Origin of the sequence: Bombilactobacillus mellis, from assembly GCF_000967245.1 — a bacterium.
In the GTDB taxonomy this organism is placed as follows: Bacteria; Bacillota; Bacilli; order Lactobacillales; family Lactobacillaceae; genus Bombilactobacillus; species Bombilactobacillus mellis.
The window spans coordinates 660,027-675,097 of record NZ_KQ033877.1; the positions used below are offsets into that span (position 1 = coordinate 660,027).

The 15,071-nt window shown below is 35.8% G+C and carries 20 protein-coding genes, 1 tRNA gene and 1 other annotated feature; of the genes, 19 read left to right on the forward strand and 2 right to left on the reverse strand.

Going from position 1 to position 15,071, the window contains the following annotated elements; translation table 11 throughout:
- Positions 1-5: 5 nt before the first annotated feature.
- The 4 genes from JG29_RS03245 to JG29_RS03260 are packed head-to-tail and all read left to right on the forward strand — an operon-like array spanning position 6 to position 2,277.
- On the forward strand, positions 6-677 hold the full coding sequence (locus tag JG29_RS03245; protein ID WP_045922462.1) for a rhomboid family intramembrane serine protease: 672 nt from the start codon (positions 6-8) through the stop codon (positions 675-677).
- Positions 674-925 (forward strand): YqgQ family protein, encoded by a 252-nt coding sequence (locus JG29_RS03250; RefSeq protein WP_180213543.1) that lies wholly within the window; start codon positions 674-676, stop codon positions 923-925. The genes JG29_RS03245 and JG29_RS03250 overlap by 4 nt, the downstream gene beginning before the upstream one ends.
- On the forward strand, positions 894-1,859 hold the full coding sequence (locus JG29_RS03255; RefSeq protein ID WP_045922463.1) for an ROK family glucokinase: 966 nt from the start codon (positions 894-896) through the stop codon (positions 1,857-1,859). Before JG29_RS03250 ends, JG29_RS03255 begins: the two co-directional genes overlap by 32 nt.
- A gap of 16 nt (positions 1,860-1,875) precedes the next feature.
- Positions 1,876-2,277, forward strand: coding sequence for a rhodanese-like domain-containing protein (locus JG29_RS03260; protein WP_232297076.1), 402 nt, complete (start codon positions 1,876-1,878; stop codon positions 2,275-2,277).
- Positions 2,278-2,367: 90 nt separating this feature from the next.
- Here JG29_RS03260 and JG29_RS03265 read toward each other — a convergent pair whose 3' ends face one another.
- Positions 2,368-2,556: a DUF3042 family protein gene (locus tag JG29_RS03265; RefSeq protein ID WP_045922464.1), complete on the reverse strand. Its 189-nt coding sequence runs from the start codon at positions 2,554-2,556 to the stop codon at positions 2,368-2,370.
- 100 nt (positions 2,557-2,656) lie between these two features.
- On the opposite strand from JG29_RS03265, the gene miaA reads away from it, so the two are divergent.
- From miaA to JG29_RS03295, 6 genes are all read left to right on the forward strand, one after another.
- The gene (gene miaA / locus JG29_RS03270) at positions 2,657-3,583 is read left to right on the forward strand and encodes a tRNA (adenosine(37)-N6)-dimethylallyltransferase MiaA (RefSeq protein ID WP_045922465.1); all 927 of its coding nucleotides are present in this window, start codon (positions 2,657-2,659) and stop codon (positions 3,581-3,583) included.
- A gap of 5 nt (positions 3,584-3,588) precedes the next feature.
- The gene (locus tag JG29_RS03275) at positions 3,589-4,839 is read left to right on the forward strand and encodes a methionine gamma-lyase family protein (protein ID WP_045922466.1); all 1,251 of its coding nucleotides are present in this window, start codon (positions 3,589-3,591) and stop codon (positions 4,837-4,839) included.
- A gap of 82 nt (positions 4,840-4,921) precedes the next feature.
- Positions 4,922-5,284 (forward strand): MerR family transcriptional regulator, encoded by a 363-nt coding sequence (locus JG29_RS03280; protein ID WP_045922467.1) that lies wholly within the window; start codon positions 4,922-4,924, stop codon positions 5,282-5,284.
- Positions 5,285-5,302: 18 nt separating this feature from the next.
- Positions 5,303-6,643 carry a type I glutamate--ammonia ligase gene (gene glnA / locus JG29_RS03285; RefSeq protein WP_045922468.1) on the forward strand — a complete coding sequence of 447 codons (1,341 nt, stop codon included), beginning with the start codon at positions 5,303-5,305 and terminating at the stop codon, positions 6,641-6,643.
- Between the two features lie 47 nt (positions 6,644-6,690).
- Positions 6,691-6,764 (forward strand) — tRNA-Arg (locus JG29_RS03290).
- 1,034 nt (positions 6,765-7,798) lie between these two features.
- A complete protein-coding gene (locus JG29_RS03295) occupies positions 7,799-10,372 on the forward strand; it encodes a hypothetical protein (protein ID WP_045922469.1) in 2,574 nt (857 codons plus the stop codon).
- Positions 10,373-10,807: 435 nt separating this feature from the next.
- Here JG29_RS03295 and JG29_RS08830 read toward each other — a convergent pair whose 3' ends face one another.
- Positions 10,808-10,954 carry a hypothetical protein gene (locus tag JG29_RS08830; protein WP_174789243.1) on the reverse strand — a complete coding sequence of 49 codons (147 nt, stop codon included), beginning with the start codon at positions 10,952-10,954 and terminating at the stop codon, positions 10,808-10,810.
- Positions 10,955-11,229: 275 nt separating this feature from the next.
- On the opposite strand from JG29_RS08830, the gene JG29_RS03300 reads away from it, so the two are divergent.
- The 9 genes from JG29_RS03300 to nusB all read left to right on the forward strand — a co-directional run bounded on the left by JG29_RS03300 (position 11,230) and on the right by nusB (position 15,070).
- Positions 11,230-11,892, forward strand: coding sequence for an NAD(P)H-dependent oxidoreductase (locus tag JG29_RS03300; RefSeq protein WP_084232529.1), 663 nt, complete (start codon positions 11,230-11,232; stop codon positions 11,890-11,892).
- Positions 11,885-12,064, forward strand: coding sequence for a hypothetical protein (locus tag JG29_RS03305; protein WP_045922471.1), 180 nt, complete (start codon positions 11,885-11,887; stop codon positions 12,062-12,064). The genes JG29_RS03300 and JG29_RS03305 overlap by 8 nt, the downstream gene beginning before the upstream one ends.
- Positions 12,065-12,138: 74 nt before the next feature.
- Complete coding sequence (locus tag JG29_RS03310) at positions 12,139-12,375, forward strand: hypothetical protein (RefSeq protein ID WP_045922472.1); 237 nt, start codon at positions 12,139-12,141, stop codon at positions 12,373-12,375.
- Positions 12,376-12,430: 55 nt separating this feature from the next.
- Positions 12,431-12,496, forward strand: a sequence feature (ribosomal protein L21 leader region).
- 8 nt (positions 12,497-12,504) lie between these two features.
- A complete protein-coding gene (gene rplU / locus JG29_RS03315; protein WP_045922473.1) occupies positions 12,505-12,816 on the forward strand; it encodes a 50S ribosomal protein L21 in 312 nt (103 codons plus the stop codon).
- A gap of 6 nt (positions 12,817-12,822) precedes the next feature.
- Entirely contained in the window at positions 12,823-13,167 is a 345-nt protein-coding gene (locus tag JG29_RS03320) for a ribosomal-processing cysteine protease Prp (RefSeq protein ID WP_045922474.1), read from the forward strand.
- A gap of 23 nt (positions 13,168-13,190) precedes the next feature.
- Positions 13,191-13,472, forward strand: coding sequence for a 50S ribosomal protein L27 (rpmA, locus tag JG29_RS03325; RefSeq protein ID WP_045922475.1), 282 nt, complete (start codon positions 13,191-13,193; stop codon positions 13,470-13,472).
- 181 nt (positions 13,473-13,653) lie between these two features.
- A complete protein-coding gene (gene efp, locus JG29_RS03330; RefSeq protein WP_045922476.1) occupies positions 13,654-14,217 on the forward strand; it encodes an elongation factor P in 564 nt (187 codons plus the stop codon).
- 24 nt (positions 14,218-14,241) lie between these two features.
- On the forward strand, positions 14,242-14,643 hold the full coding sequence (locus JG29_RS03335; protein WP_045922477.1) for an Asp23/Gls24 family envelope stress response protein: 402 nt from the start codon (positions 14,242-14,244) through the stop codon (positions 14,641-14,643).
- Between the two features lie 22 nt (positions 14,644-14,665).
- Entirely contained in the window at positions 14,666-15,070 is a 405-nt protein-coding gene (nusB, locus tag JG29_RS03340; RefSeq protein ID WP_045922478.1) for a transcription antitermination factor NusB, read from the forward strand.
- The last annotated feature ends 1 nt before the right edge of the window (position 15,071 follow it).

The following is a 15,071-nucleotide window of genomic DNA, read 5'->3' on the forward strand; positions in this document are numbered from 1 at the left end:
CTTTGATGAGAAGGATTAGACAACTTCCTTGGGCCACTTATACTATTTTGTTGCTTCAAGTAATCGTATTTGGTTGGGAAATACTACAGGGTGGTAGTGAAAATATTTCCGCTTTGGTAGCTGCAGGAGCCAAGGTGAATGGTTTAGTTGCTCAAGGACAGTGGTGGCGTTTAATTACTCCAATTTTTGTGCATATTGGTTGGCAACATATCTTGATAAATTCTTTGACTTTATATTTTATGGGACAACAGTTAGAATTTTTATATGGACCCTTAAAATTTATTGGACTGTATTTATTGAGTGGTATCGGCGGTAATTTAATGAGCTTTGCCTTTGGAAGCAATACTTCTTTATCCGCAGGTGCAAGTACTTCATTATTCGGCTTGTTTGGCCTTTATGTAACTTTAGGATTAATTTTTCGGAAGAATGAAGTTATAAGACAATGGTCTCAACAGTTTTTGCTGTTAATTATTCTGAATTTAGGTACTGACATTTTTATGGGCGGTATTGATATTTGGGGACACATTGGCGGCGCGTTGACCGGTTGTCTCTTGGGGTTTGTGATTAGCGTTCCCCAAATGCAAAATTCTTTGTCCCGGTTAGGTCGGATAATTAGTATAGTGATACTACTAGTATTAACGGTTGTATTGTATCAAATAGGAGTAGCGCGGGCATGAGAGAGACTAATATTCGGACATTATATGATGTACAGCAAGTTTTAAAAAAGTTTGGTATCTATGTTCATGTAGGTCAAAGAATCTGGGATATTGAGTTGATGGCAATTGAATTAGATCGCTTATATCAGCAAGAAGTTATTGATCAGGCCACTTTTGTTACTTGTAAATTAGTATTAAATCGAGAACATAAGTATGAAGAACAAGGGGTGAAAAATAATGATAGCAGATCCCAAGCTACTGGGGATTGATTTAGGAGGTACTACTACTAAGTTTGCCATTATGAGGCCTCAAGGAGAAATTCAACAACGTTGGAGTATTCAAACGGATGTTTTAAATGACGGAAATAATATTATCCCTAATATAATTGACAGTATTAATCATCATTTACAATTATATCAAATGTCTGCGAAACAATTTCAAGGAATCGGTATTGGCACTCCCGGAAGTGTGGATTATCAAACTGGAATGGTCGATAGTGCTTTTAACCTTAATTGGGATCGACCGATGGCTTTGAAAGAACAAATTGAACTTCATACTAACATTCCAGTACAAGTGGAAAATGATGCCAATGTTGCCGCTTTAGGCGAACGCTGGCTGGGAGCCGGCAAGAATGCGGATAATGTAGCTTTTGTCACCTTAGGAACTGGTGTGGGCGGCGGAATTATTATTAATGGTCAAATCGTCCATGGTCAAGGCGGTTCTGCCGGTGAAATTGGACATATGACAATTAATCCTCAAGGCTATCGTTGTACGTGTGGCAAAAGAGGCTGTTTGGAAACCGTGGCTTCTGCTACAGGAATCGTTCATGTGGCTCGTGATTATGCTCAAGAATATGCCGGAGATTCCGAATTAAAAGCTAGTTTAGATAATGGCGATGATCTTACTGCTAAAGACGTTTTTGACTTAGCTAAGCAAAACGATCCCTTGGCATTAAAGGTAACTCACGTTGTTTGTGATCAGCTGGGTTTAGCACTGAGTATAGTAGCAGTAACTATCAATCCTCAGTATATAATTATTGGCGGCGGCGTTTCTAATGCAGGAGATTTTCTTTTACAACGGGTTCGAGAAAGTTATAACCGCTATGTATTTAGTTCAGTAAAAAAGACGACCACTTTAACTCTGGCAACTTTGGGAAATGAAGCAGGAGTAATTGGAGCAGCATCATTAATATTAAATAAATAATCATGAGGTGAAAATTGTGTCATTTTGGATTACTTTACTTTTAGTTATTGTAATTTTTTTAGCTTACTATGGAGGTTCTTGGCTTTATTATCGTTTTCGCGCAAAACAATTGGGTGGAGAATTGGATAATGCTCAATTTGAGTCGACGATGCGTAAAGCCCAATTAGTAGATCTTCGTGAAAAAAAATATTTTGATTCGGGACATATCTTAGGCGCACGAAACCTTCCTTATACACAACTAAAAATGTGGGTTTCGAAATTACGTAAGGACCTGCCGGTTTATTTGTACGAGCAGGGAGCGACTTTGAGTATTCGTGCGGCTTTAAAGTTGAAAAAGCTGGGATTTCAAAATATTAAATGGTTAAAAAGCGGATTTAATGAATGGGAAGGCAAGACTAAAAAAACTACCAAACTTTAATATTGTCAAAAAAGGGCTGGAATCTATTGATTTTTCCAAGCCCTTTATCTTAAATAATATTAAAATTTGATAATTTATTTAACTTCCAAATTAATTAGCATGGTGGGCGGAATGCGCTTTGCGGTTGGCCTTGCGACGATTGGCTTCAATTCTATCTTCTTCAGCAGTAGCGGGTTTAATAACTTTTTGCCGATAGGTTAAAGCTGATCCTAGAACTGCACCCGCAGTTGCTAATGAACCAATGAAAATTCCCTTGATCAAACCACTTTTTTGTGCCATGAATGTCTACCTCCTATGATGTTTCAATTTCATTATCAACAACTTAATTAATAATTTCAACTAAAATAACTATATTTTGGCAATGATTAGGTGAATAATTTTGCAAAAGAAAAAAGCAGTAGTAATTATTGGTCCGACCGCAGTGGGAAAAACAGCTACCAGTATTAAATTAGCCCAGAAATTTAATGGTGAGATAATTTCCGGCGATTCAATGCAAATTTATCGACATTTGGATATCGGAACTGCCAAAGTTAAACCAGAAGAAATGGCCGGAATTCGTCATTATTTATTGGACATTCGTGATGTAGAGCAAAATTATACAGTTTATGAATTTCAGCAGGCTGCCCAAAAGTTAATTGTTCAAATTCTTCAACAGCAACATCTGCCTTTTATTGTAGGAGGAACAGGTTTTTATATTAAAGCTTTGGTGGACAATCTAAACTTAGGCGGCCCGCATACGGGACAACAATCGGCTTCAATTCGTCAACATTATTCACAATTACTGGAATTATTGGGAAAAGATAAGTTATGGCAGATTTTACGCCAGCGTGATCCGCAAGCAGCTGCCCAAATTTCACCCCAAAACAGCCGACGTGTGATTCGAGCTTTGGAAGTCTTGGATGTAACTGGAGAGCCGTTTAGCCAACAACAGCAAAGCCAAGCTGAAATTGAATATTTGATAATTGGCTTAACAACTGAGCGTCAATTATTATATCAGCGCATTAATCAGCGGGTAGATTTAATGTTGCAAGCGGGATTGCAAGCGGAGGCAGCCTGGCTTTATGAAAGAAGAAATCAAGTGCCGCAGGCAAGCCAAGGTATTGGGTATAAGGAGTTTTTCCCTTATTTTGCTGGTAATATAACTTCTCAAGAGGCAGTAACTTTAATTAAGCGCAATTCACGGCGTTTTGCTAAACGGCAATTAACATATTTTCGTCATCAATTGACAGTGCACTGGTTTGATATTGTCAGACACCCGCAACAACTACAACAAATCAGTGCATTAATTAAGAAATTTCAGGAGTAAATTTAATGGATTGGAAACAGAAATTACCTATCAAAATTCAGCAGGCAGTGCAAAAGGTTGACCAACAAATTCAGCCGCAAATTGAAGAAATTAATCGACGCATTGATAATAATCAAGCTAAAGTTTTAGAGGCTTTTACTGATCAACACGTAGCTGAAAGTCATCTGAGCGGGTCTACGGGCTATGGTCATTTTGATGAAGGCCGCCAGACTTTAGATAAAGTCTATGCCCAAGTGTTTAAAACACCAGCTGCTTTGGTCAGACCTCAATTTGTTTCGGGTACACATACAATTGCTGTCGGCTTATTTGGCTGTTTAAAGCCTGGGCAAAAATTATTATATATAACCGGTAAGCCTTACGATACTTTACAAGAAGTAATCGGGAAAAATGCCCAGCAGCCAGGATCATTAAAAGAATACGGTGTTCAATTTAAATATCAGCCGTTAAACGCTCAAAAAAATGTTGACTATGAGCATTTAGATGCGACTTTGCAGGAATTTCAGCCGGATGTTGTAGCAATTCAACGTTCTCGCGGTTATGAAGTACGTCCTAGTTATACCGTAAACCAGATTGCTGCAATGATTAGTTTTGTTAAACAGCGTTGCCCTCAGACGATTATTTTTGTGGACAATTGTTATGGCGAATTTTCGGAAGAGCACGAACCCACCGAATATGGTGCCGATTTAATGGCGGGTTCTTTATATAAAAATGCTGGCGGAGGCCTAGCTACTACCGGCGGTTACTTGGTTGGTCGAAAAGACTTAATAGAACAAGCTGCTATTCGACTAACAGCTCCGGGTATTGGAAGCCAAGAAGGAGCAACAGGACCTTATTTGCGTGGAATGATTGAAGGATTCTTTTTAGCACCACAAGTAACGGGTAATGCCATTAAAGGAGCTATTTTTACAGCGGCACTTTTAGAACAACTAGGTTTTGAAGTGACTCCAAAATGGAACGAAGAACGTACTGATCTGATTCAGACAATCGTCTTGGGCAGTGGAGAAAAAATGGTACAATTTGCCCGCGCAATTCAAAAGTATTCACCCATTGACTCCTTTGTCAGCCCGGAAGCCAGTGAAATGGACGGTTATGAGGACAAAATAATTATGGCTGCGGGTACTTTTGTTGAAGGTTCGACCATTGAATTATCGGCTGATGGTCCTTTACGTCCACCTTATGCTTTGTATTTACAGGGTGGTTTAACTTATTCACATGTGCGTATTGCGGTGGCCAGAGCTTGTGCAGAAATTTTATAGTTAATGTCATCAAAGCTGACATGAATAGTTGACTCCCGAAATATTAATTGCTATATTTAGTCTAGGTTCGAGGTCAAGAGTGATGAATGAAAAACAAATTCGCAGATCTATTGCTATATTACCAGTAAGTTCGACAGCAAAGCTGACAGGACTAACTCCGCGCCAGCTCAGATATTATGAAAAATTTGGTTTGGTTCATCCGTGTCGCAGTCAGGGAAATCAAAGGCTGTATTCGTTGAATGATATTGACCGTTTGTTAGATATTAAAGAATATCTGGATTCGAAGATGACCATGGCCGAAGTGAAAAGGGTGTTAAGTAAGCACTCTTACGCTGATAAGGCCCATCAAACCAATCTGAGTGATTCTGCTGCGCGTAAGATTTTTAGTAATGAGATGCTGCGTATTGGTCGTTGGAATACTCATGATTCGAATAATATATATTGATGAGGAGATTAATATTATATGGCCACTACAAAGTATACTGCTGCAGATATTCGTAAAATTGCCCAAGAAGAAGATGTTGCTTTTTTAAGGTTGATGTTTACTGATATCAATGGAATTATTAAAAATGTAGAGTTACCTATTGACCAATTGGATAAAGTTTTAGCTAATAAAGCAACCTTGGATGGTTCGTCAATTGATGGTTTTGTTCGCATTGAAGAAAGCGATATGCTTTTATATCCGGATCTCAATACTTGGCTTATTTTTCCTTGGAGCTCTGAGCATGGCAAAGTGGCTCGCTTGATTTGTGATATTCATACATCTGAAGGCGATGAGTTTACTGGTGATCCGCGGAATAATTTACGCAGAATAGTTGAAAAGATGCATCAAGCAGGTTTTTCAGCCTTCAATATTGGACCGGAACCGGAATTCTTTTTATTTAAATTAGACGAAAAGGGACAGCCGACATTAAATCTCAATGATAATGGCGGCTATTTTGATTTAGAGCCCGTAGATCTGGGTGAAAATTGTCGTCGGGATATTGTATTAGAATTAGAAAAAATGGGATTTGAAGTTGAGGCCAGTCATCATGAGGTCGCACCTGGCCAGCATGAAATTGATTTTAAATACGCTGATGCTATCGAAGCCGCTGATAATATTCAAACTTTTAAATTAGTAGTGCGAACAGTAGCCCGTAAACATGGGTTACATGCTACCTTTATGCCTAAACCTTTGGAAGGAATTAATGGTTCGGGGATGCATATTAATATGTCATTATTTAATGAGAATGGTAATGTTTTTTATGATGAACATAGTAAAAATCAATTATCACAAACTATGATGTATTTTCTAAATGGATTAATGCAGCACGCGCGTGGCCTTACTGCCATTAATAATCCTACAGTAAATTCTTACAAACGATTGGTTCCCGGCTTTGAGGCACCAGTTTATATTGCTTGGTCAGGTAAAAATCGTTCTCCTTTAATTCGGATTCCCATGGCTCGAAAGACCGGTACTCGTCTGGAGATGCGTAGCGTAGATCCAACAGCTAACCCGTATTTAGCAATTGCTGCGATCTTAGCTTGTGGTTTACAAGGAATTAAGGAGCAGAAGGATCCAGTTGCGCCTGTGAATCGGAATATTTATACTATGACCGAAGAGGAACGCCACGCTAACGGAATTTATGATTTACCATCTACTTTGCATAATGCAGTTAAAGCCTTAAAAGAGGATCCGGTGGTTATTAGTTCAATGGGAGAACATCTTTATAAGAGTTTTGTAGATTCTCGAGAGTTAGAGTGGTCAGCTTATCGTCAAACTGTTTCAAAATGGGAATGTGATCAATACTTGAAACGATTTTAAATAGTTATTGACAATTGGTACTATTATTTCTATAATAGTACTTGTTTGTCGCAGTGGCTCAGCTGGATAGAGCAACGGTCTTCTAAACCGTAGGTCGTGAGTTCGAATCTCACCTGCGACATTTTAAACTTTTTTAACCACAATTCGATTAACGGGTTGTGGTTTTTATTTTGCCTGGAAATACTGATGTGACAAGTGTTTGACCTATGTTGAAATAAAAATATTTTTAATGCACTAGAATAGTTTTGTAAAAAGATAGTATTATAAGCTTTTGAAGTGCAGTAAAAACAGCAACATTCTGTATTCTGTCGATCGCCTATTATTATTTATACAAATTAGGAAAAACATTTCAGTGAGTGTTTAATTATATTTACGATGGATAAGAGAGAAAATATCTCATGTTACTAAAAAAAAGAGTAAGTCAATTTGAGATTTAAAATATATTTAACCATAATCCAACTAAAGGATTGTGGTTTTTTCGATGACTACTATAGATTAATGATCCATCCGACCTTTTAACAAAAGTTTTTTCAGATGAAATTTTTGATTTTAGCTTTATGAAGAAGATTTTATTTTTTATTGATACAAAGGAAGACGGTTAAATTATTTCCACTAAAATAAATACTATTGGCGCAAGTCAAAATAGTAATCAATTTTAGATTGATAGGTAATTTTTGTAGAAATAACCACTTGTAAATTATTGAAAATCATTTCATTTTTAGAGGTTAAAGCCATAGTCTCATTTATAAAATTTTAAAATTATTGCTTCTAATTTAAAATTATGAGTATCAAAAATAAAGTTTCGTGATTCTGCTTTGTCGTACATAAATATATCACTTCTAGTACTAAAAGTTCGAAATCAAAGTTTATTAATATTACTAATTCATGATTTATTAGTTGCTTTACAAGTAGATATTATTGCTAATAGATTAATAAAATCTAAGCCTTAGTTTAATTAGGCCGATATCGACCAATAATCAATTATTATTAAAAAAGTGTGATATCGAATATTATAAAAAAACAATTACTGATATAGTTGACAGTGATAAAGAATTAAGATATTGTCTAGTTATTATTAAGATTATTAAAAAAGCTGTATTTTTTTTGATGAAACATAAGTTGGAAATAAAAACTTTGAGGAGAGAGGTGATTTGTATGAAATGGATGTCAAAATTTTTATTAATACTTGTACTCATTAGTAATTTTATAGTGAATGTAAGCTCGGTAGCTGCAACTGATATAAACACTGGCGTTACTACTAGTCTCGAAAATGAAAACGATTTTTTAAATTCTTTAAAAGAATCCCAAGTATTTTTACCAGATCAACGAGAATCATTAACACAAAAAAATCAAACATTGACGAGCTTAATGCAGCCGCTAAATCAGCTTAAGCAGTCAGAGGGAATTCCTTCAACAACAATCAAAAAAGGAGATTTTGAACTTAATGGCAATTATAGTTTTGATGATACAGCTGATTCAGGTTCTGTAAAATTAAATTGGGATAAGTTGCCTAATTTGGCTGATGGTTATAAAGTTAAAAGAAGCACAGATAATGAAAAGTGGGAAGAAATTTCAACCAATTATGGTAAAAAAGTTAAAATTTTAAATGTTTATCCAAAAGATGCTAACTTAGATGCTGACTTTCTGATAGGTTGGATGGCAAAAATTAATGCTGAAAATTCAATTGCAGTTGAGTCTGTACCCTTAAGTGATTTTAATAATAATCCTGATAAGTATTTAAAAGCTGATGATGGTAGTTATAAATATGATGGTTTATATTTTGGCTCTGCTGATTCTAATGGAGGGTGGGTCGCTGGTGTTAATGATTTAACAGAAAAATCACAACCAGTGGTAGCAAAATTTGCTGATACTGGCCGCTCAATTATTTTAGGACATGATACTATAACTACTGCTGGACAGGGCGGGCACCCATGGTTTAATAAATTTGCTCCCAAGTTGGATCTTTGGGTGAGAGGTTTACAAAATCAGAATAATGATTATACAATGGGGACTAATCACATTTGGCTTAGCGGAACACAAGTTAAATTTATTGATCCCAATGGAGATTTAGCTCAATATCCTAATAAAGGTCTTCCAGAGGTAATGGATATTCAGCAAACTCATACAGTTGATCAATATTATTTGTATAATTCAGATGCTATCCGTTGGATGGTATTTTTGCCTACTTTTAGTAATAATGGTAGTGGTTCATTTAATGAACCTGATTACTTATATGATAGACAGGGCAAAAAAGTTGGTGATGATAATTGGTATCTAATTACTAAAAACAACTATGCTATGATCCAAACTGGACATACTACAGGTGCTTGTACCCCTGATGAAGCAAAAATTATTGCTAATACAATTTATTATACTAGTACTTTAAATACTAGTAATTCAGGTACAGATCCTAAAGCTAATGATAAAGCGGCACCAAATGCCCCCACCTTGACTTCGAATGATACTAATAATGATAAATTTGATCTTACTATTAATAGTCAGGATAATCCCTCTTATTACTATTATCAGGTCACCGGTAATGTTAATGATAAGACTACTAATAAACTTACTCCAAAATCTTCAGATGTGATTCAACAACAGGCTTTAAGTGATATTAAGGGTTACTTTTATGCTATTGACAGCAACTCTAATCCTGGTACCAACGCTGCTAACGTCAAATATAAAGATTCTGATCCTTCTAAAGTAGATACATCGGCAGCCAATTTTTTAAAGGTTACTCAGCCTAATACTAACGGTAATAGCGCTACTTTAACTAATCAACAATTACTGAAAAATTCAAAAAATTATATTCATGTTGTAGCAGTAGATCGAGATAATAATATTTCTACAGTTCAAACTCAAAAGATTAGTGACCTAGTTCCTAGTAAGAGGTCTGTTAGGGTTAAAGTTTGGATGGATAGTAATTATAATGGGATAATTGACACTAATGAAAAGATTAAAGCTAATATGCCAATTCATATCTTTAAAAAGAACACTGATGATTCATATGAAGAGCTTCAACAAACTAGCAACAGTAATATCACTGGCGATGATGGGACTTGCTCTGTTAACAACTTACAATCTAATACTTATTATGTGGGTTTAAAGATAAGTGACTGTAGAGCGATGTTTCCTACTGTAAGCGGTGGTAAGTCTATTTCTCAATTAATTAATAATAAAGCTAACACTATTTCACATGATAACTATTTCTTAACAACAGCGATTATTGTCAATAAAGATAATGATAATAGAACTGTTAATTTAGGTCTGATTGACCAATTAGGCTTTATTAGTATTACAAAGCTGCCCCAGCTGAATTTTGGCATTAGTTTAATACCTTATGCTGGAAGTATAAGTTTACCGAATCCGAATAAGGATGAAAATACATTAACGATAAATGATAACCGGACTAGTTTACAGACCGACTTGGCTGATTATTTTGTTCCTTATAAAGTCAACATTCAATTGAGTGCTTTCAAACAGGGGAAAGAAAAGGGATTGCAAGGGTCTTCTATCACGTTAACTTTCCCTAATGAGAACACAGTTACGGTCTCTTCAGAACAGACTGATAAACAGTTGTTGTTAACGCAACAACCGTCCCAAAATACAGAAGATACTACTAAGTTTAAAAATATTTCTCTTAATGTACCTCAAAAATCTATCGCGACTATAATTAAACCTGGAACTTATACTGCAACTATTACCTACGAAATAGAGGATACTCCTTAAGTAACCTTAACTATTATCAATTTTCAGATAAAATAATTAATGATATTGTTAATCTAACTGATTATCCATGTTTAAAAACAGGTTTCCATTTATTATAGGACTGTTTGCGGTACTCAGAAGATCTATAAAATTCCTTTTAATAATTAATAACTAACCATAATAGGCCACTCTGGATGTGCAACTATCACTAATTAATATAAATATCTGAACTATTATTTTTAAAGATCTGATGGGATTTTCATAGCAGCCAAAAATTATGTATAGTTCGTTGTTAAATTATTTTTCGATTTTTACAAGAACTATCCGATCACAATCATTTGGAGAACAAATTATGGTGATCAATATAAGCTTATCCATAATAATATCAGTTTCGGTTTTTCAGCAAAAATCTTCCCTTTTTCGTTAATAATTAGGAAAAAGGGAAGATTTTAAGCTTTATTTCTTATGTGTTTTGGCTTGAGCCAAGGCACTGCCAGCAATTGACTTGGTGTTTTTGCTGGCATTTTTATCCTTTAAAGTCTTGGAAGCCTCTCCGGCAACTTTATTGGATGTGGTTTTTTTACTTGATGATTGTTTAACCATGATAAAATCCTCTCCTTCCCCAATATTCAAGAATTGATATCATTTTTCTAAGGCTGTTTGAAAATATCAATTCTTAGCGTGAGTATAACAAAACTAGAGCGCCATTTATAATTTAAAGCCAAAAATTTTTGCTTAATCTTTCCTTATAAAATATACGATGTCTAAATTATTTCCAAATAGTTTGTCCGAGATCGTAAATTGAGCTTAAAATGGGGTTGATGTAAAATTAAGTTTTAAGTTATTTAAAGGGGCGGTTAGTTATCAAAACTTTAGTTATTGTTGCCCATCCCAAGATTGATAATTCCACTACGGAACAATTTTTTTATCAAGGAGCACAATTAGTCCAAGCAAATTGGCACCATTTAGATACCTTGGACAGGATCAATATTGAGCATGAGCAACAGCTCTTATTGCAGGCGCAACGTATTATTTTTCAATTTCCTTTGTACTGGTATCAAGCACCTGCTTCGCTAAGCCAATGGCAAACGCAAGTATTATCCAATCAATTTTTAAACAACTCCTTAAGAGATAAAGAATTGGGAATTGTGGTGACAACAGGACTACCAGCTAAAGCTTTCCAAGCAGGTGGACAAGTAGGATATTCTTTGGGGCAATTAATGACTCCATTTCAAGCGTTGGCTCGTCAGGCTCAAATGCAATTCTTGCCGATTTTTCCAGTTTATCAATTTTATTATCTGTCAGAAATTGAACAACTCCAATTATTTATGGATTACCAGCGCTATTTATCACAGGATTTTCCCGATTCATTAAAAAACCGTAGCCAGTGGTATCTGCATTATTTACAAAAACAGCAAAATCGAAAGAATGCTACTCAAGATTTAATAATTCAAACATTCACCCAAATGACGGATGAACTTAATAGTGCACAAGCTACGTTAGATTTAATAAAACAAGATGAGGATGATACTTTTGAATGATCAAGGTGCATGGCTAATTGAGCAGTTAACACAACTGATCAAATCCGAGAAAAGTTATGAACAAAGGGCAGTATGGCAGGGATTAAAAACTATAGTGCAGCAACAGCAGGTCCGCCTTAACCAAATTAAAAGTGAAATTGATGGGAAGCTGTGGAATCACGAACAATGGTGAATTATATTAATAGTAGTTATCCGCTGAAGCTTGCATTACAATAAAAGTATTGAAAATTTATTTAGGTGGTAAAAATGAAGAAAAAAACTCTGAAACAAATGCTCAAGAAAAGTAAAAGTAATCAGAAGCAAATTTTTGCGGAATTAACCTTTTCTGATGGACGTGTTTTGCGGGTCTCCGTGGATGCTGACGATCAGAAGGCGCTGGACAATTTAAAGGAACAATTGCGGGATAAGACGGGTACTTTTACAGATTCCAATAATAATATTTTTGATTTAAGAAATTTAGTCCATTACCAGTTCCTTGGATAAAATGGTTGACGCCGACGCAGTTTTTTTGTATGATTAAGCAGTTGTAATTGTGATACCACAGCTGCAACCGCACATGATAGGTTCAAGCATAGCACCTAGCGTGGCGAGTCTAAGAATGGAGGTGTACACATGTACGCAGTTATTAGAACTGGCGGCAAGCAATATAAAGTTGAAGAAAATAAGCCAATTTTTGTTGAAAAACTTGCTGCTGAAGAAGGACAAGATGTTACTTTTGATCAAGTATTGTTAGTGGGTAGTCGTTCTATTACGATAGGTACTCCAACAATTGAGGGCGCTAAGGTTACCGGTACTGTTGAAAAACAGGGACGGGAAAAGAAAGTTGTTACTTTTAAGTATAAACCGAAAAAGCATTCTCATCAGAAGAAGGGTCATCGTCAGCCTTATACTAAAGTTGTTATTAAAAAGATTGAAGTTAAATAAGAGTTTATGATTAAAGCAGTGTTTAAGTGTAATTCTGAAGGTCATGTACAAAGTTTTGAGTTTAGTGGTCATGCTTTGGCCGGCCCTTATGGACAGGATATTGTGTGCGCGGCAGTTTCAGTTTTAAGCATCGGTACAGTTAATTCTTTAACTGAAGTTGCGAATATTCAGCCGCAAGTGCAAACTGATTCCGCAGAGGGTGGTTATCTTTGCTGCCGAGTTAATTATGCAGCCATTACCGACCATGATCAGTTAATTGCTGTCAGAACACTTATGGATAGCTGTTATCAGATTAGTACTTCTCTTGCTGCTAATTATAGTGACTTTATAAAAATTGATTTACAAAATTGATAATTGAAGAGGAGGTAGAACCTATGTTAAAAATGAATTTGCAATTTTTTGCTCACCACAAAGGTGGTGGATCGACTGCTAATGGTCGTGATTCGGCTGGCCGGCGTCTGGGTGCTAAAAGGGCCGATGGTCAACACATTAACGCGGGGGCTATTATTTACCGGCAACGTGGTACCAAGATTCATCCGGGAGCCAATGTCGGCCGGGGAAAAGATGATACCTTGTTTGCATTAAAGGCGGGCGTAGTTAAATTTCAGCGCTTAGGTCGCGATCGAAAACAAGTTTCGGTTATTAGTGAAGATTAATGACTATCGGGAGTGAGACAAAAGCTTGTCTCACTCTTTTTAAATTGATTAGTCTTTCTTATAATTAAATCTATATCAATGATTAACTGTAATTTGTCCGGGATTAATATTATTGTCCGAGACTTGCTTTTATTAGTAGGAAATTGATATAGTATAGACAATTAGACTTAGGGAGTTAAATATGATTTCTGTAAATGAATTTAAAAATGGCTTAACCATTGAAGTTAATAATGAATTATGGCGTGTAATTGAATTTCAGCATGTTAAACCTGGTAAAGGGAGTGCTTTTGTTCGCTCTAAATTAAAAAATTTACGTACCGGGGCTGTCCAAGAGAAAACCTTCCGTTCCACTGAAAAAGTTCAACCTGCACAAATTGATAATAAGAAAATGCAGTATCTATATGCTGACGGTGATAATTATGTATTTATGGATACTACTACGTATGAACAAATTTCTTTACCACGAGAAAATATTGGTGATGCTTTAAAGTATTTAACGGAGAACATGGAAGTCAATATTATCATGCACGGTGGAGAAACTTTAGGAATTGAATTGCCTAACGTTGTTGATTTAAAGGTAAAAGCTACTGAGCCGGGAATTAAAGGAGATACATCTTCCGGCGGTTCTAAACCTGCCACAATGGAAACTGGATTAGTAGTTCAGGTACCGTTTTTCGTTAATGAAGGTGACATCTTAACAATTAACACAGTAGATGGTACTTATAGTTCACGGGCCAATAAATAATAAACTCAGAGGAGGTTTTTCATCATGGCTGATAGTAAATATATTGTCATAGATCCAGAAAATAAAAATAATTTGGGTGATATTAATATTTCACCAGCTGTTCTGGAAGTGTTGCTGGGGATTGCGGCCTCCAAAGTATCAGGTGTATCGGGAATGCGGGGGACACTGGCGGATTCTATTTTGGGTCGCGAAAAAAGAAGCAAAGGTGTCACTGTTTCCTATGATGAAAAAACTGGCAAGTTAACAGCTGATGTTTATGTCTATTTAAAATATGGGGTATCCGTGCCGCAAGTAGCATTAGAAATGCAAAAGGATTTAACTCAACAATTACAATATATGACTGAAATGGAAATGGCTCAAGTTAACGTTCACGTAGTGGGTTTAGTGACCCCTAAAACGGATAAACAAGTAGCCAATAGTAAATAATAAGAAAAGTGGGATTAAACAAGTGGCTATTACTCGGCACAAAGTTCGCGAGTTGGCTTTTCAAACTTTGTTTTTATTAAGTTCAAATAATATTAACTTGGAAGCTGCCTTGCAAGAAGTTTTAGCAACAGCTAAAATCACTGAAATTCCGGATTATTTGTATTTTTTAGTGCAAGGTGTCTGGCACAATCATGAACAACTAGATCAGCAATTGTCTCAGTATTTAAAGAAGAACTGGTCTTTACAACGTTTAAGCCGTGTGGATTTGAATATTTTACGCATCGGCTTATTTGAAATACAGCAAAGTCCAGATATTCCGGCTAAGGTGGCAATTAATGAAGCTTTAAAGTTAGCAGAACAATATAGTGATCCTCAATCTAAAAAATATATTAACGGTGTTCTGTCTAATTTTGTTCCGGTTTCTTAAA